The organism is Mesotoga sp. H07.pep.5.3, assembly GCF_002752615.1.
Classification (GTDB): Bacteria; Thermotogota; Thermotogae; order Petrotogales; family Kosmotogaceae; genus Mesotoga; species Mesotoga prima.
Window position 1 is genome coordinate 1 of sequence record NZ_AYTV01000015.1, and the last position, 1,573, is coordinate 1,573.

The 1,573-nt window shown below is 47.3% G+C and carries 2 protein-coding genes; both read right to left on the minus strand.

Features of this window, described 5'->3' with window-relative positions; all coding sequences use genetic code 11:
- A partial coding sequence (gene ltrA / locus V513_RS07940; protein ID WP_099772307.1) for a group II intron reverse transcriptase/maturase occupies positions 1-1,073 on the minus strand: 1,073 nt, incomplete at its 3' end.
- Positions 1,074-1,284: 211 nt separating this feature from the next.
- Positions 1,285-1,407, minus strand: coding sequence for a hypothetical protein (locus V513_RS14185; protein WP_006485555.1), 123 nt, complete (start codon positions 1,405-1,407; stop codon positions 1,285-1,287).
- Between the last annotated feature and the right edge of the window lie 166 nt (positions 1,408-1,573).

Genomic DNA, 1,573 nt, shown 5'->3' on the forward strand with positions numbered 1-1,573 from the left:
GTCTTCCACTGGTGTAGTATGATGGCTCTTAGCCTTCTCCTTATCCAGCTCAGAAGTCCCCTCAAGATGGATTGGAAATCCACTATCCTGAAATAGCTGGCGAATCCCCTCAACAGTGGATTGAGCTGTTTCACTATCTCCTTTACCGGCCTGCTCTGATTCCTTCTTGTAAGTCCCCTGACCTTTTCCTTGAATCTCTTCAATCTGGATTTCTCTATCCCCACTCTCTCGCCTTTTATTTCGAAGCCAAGAAAGTGAAATCCATCTTCAAGTGTTGTGATTCTCGTCTTGTTTCTGTTGACCTTGAGCTTCATGTCAATCTCCAGTATGTTTATCGCGATTGCCAGAAACTCTCGGGCTTCTTCCTGGGTTTTCGAGAAGATCAGTATGTCGTCTGCGTATCTGACTATCCTTATTCCTCTGGCTTTCATCTTCTGATCGAATTCGTTCAGATAGATGTTAGCCAGCAGCGGGCTTATTACTCCTCCCTGTGGACTGCCAGTCTCTGTTGCCTTCCAGACTCCATCTTCCATTACTCCGCTCTTCAGTATTGCCCGTATGAGTTTGAGTATCTTTCCATCACTCACTCTCTCGGCTACGGAGTCTATTATCTTCTCATGATCCAGAGTGTCGAAACATTCACTGAGGTCAAGTTCCACTACATTACACAGTCCGTATTTGGATGCAAAGGCTTTCGCCTTCTCCACTGCCTGCCAGGCATTTCTTCCCTTTCTGTAACCGTAACTGGAGGGATGGAATCCTTCCTCGAATATCGGTTCGAGTACCTCCTTGAGAGATTGCTGTACAACCCTGTCTCTCACTGCAGGTATTCTCAATTGCCTCGTTTTACCGTCGGCTTTCGGGATCTCTACCCTCCTGAGTGACATGGGTTTGTATTCGCCTCTCTTGATTTCTCCGGATAGTCTCTCGATTTCTTCGGGAAGTTTCTCTGCGAATATCTCTACGGTTACTCCGTCTATACCAGGGGCTCCTCTGTTGGATTCTACCCTGCCATAGGCTTTTAAAAGGTTCTTCTCCGAATAGACTTTGTCGATTAGACTGTAATACTTCATCTCTTTCTCCTGTATGCTCTCTTCCAACAGTTGTAGTTTCAGATTTTGTTTCGACAGTTTATTACTGGCTTCTCTACCCTTTCGGGAATGTGTACCTTGTCTTTAACTGTCTGAGCTGAATCTCTTCTCTGTCTTCCGATCACATTTCTTCGATCCTTCCCCCCTTCGCAAGTGATGGAGCCTTTCGACTTCCCCATCACCCCCTTGGCTTTTAGCCAAGGTCCCTTCCCCTTTCGGAGAGGTTCTTCACTACTACGGGTTCATCTGCCATCCTCCTGAGCTTTCCGTTAACTTGGATCACCTCCTTGCTAACGGTTACCCCTTTCGGACTCATGAGGACTTCCCCGGGTAAGATACACCACTTTCATCCGAATCCTGCCATCCAAACCTTTACAGCTGGAGTCAGGGCTTTCCCTTATCTGGCAGGGTTACCCTACTGTAACGGCCATCCCTGGTTCACTTTCGTTCAGTTCCGGACTTTGCCTCGGGCTTCCTTCAGT

Coding starts and splice junctions, on each gene's coding strand:
- V513_RS14185 (WP_006485555.1), bottom strand. CDS start 1,407: ATGAGTCCGAAAGGGGTAACCGTTAGCAAGGAGGTGATCCAAGTTAAC.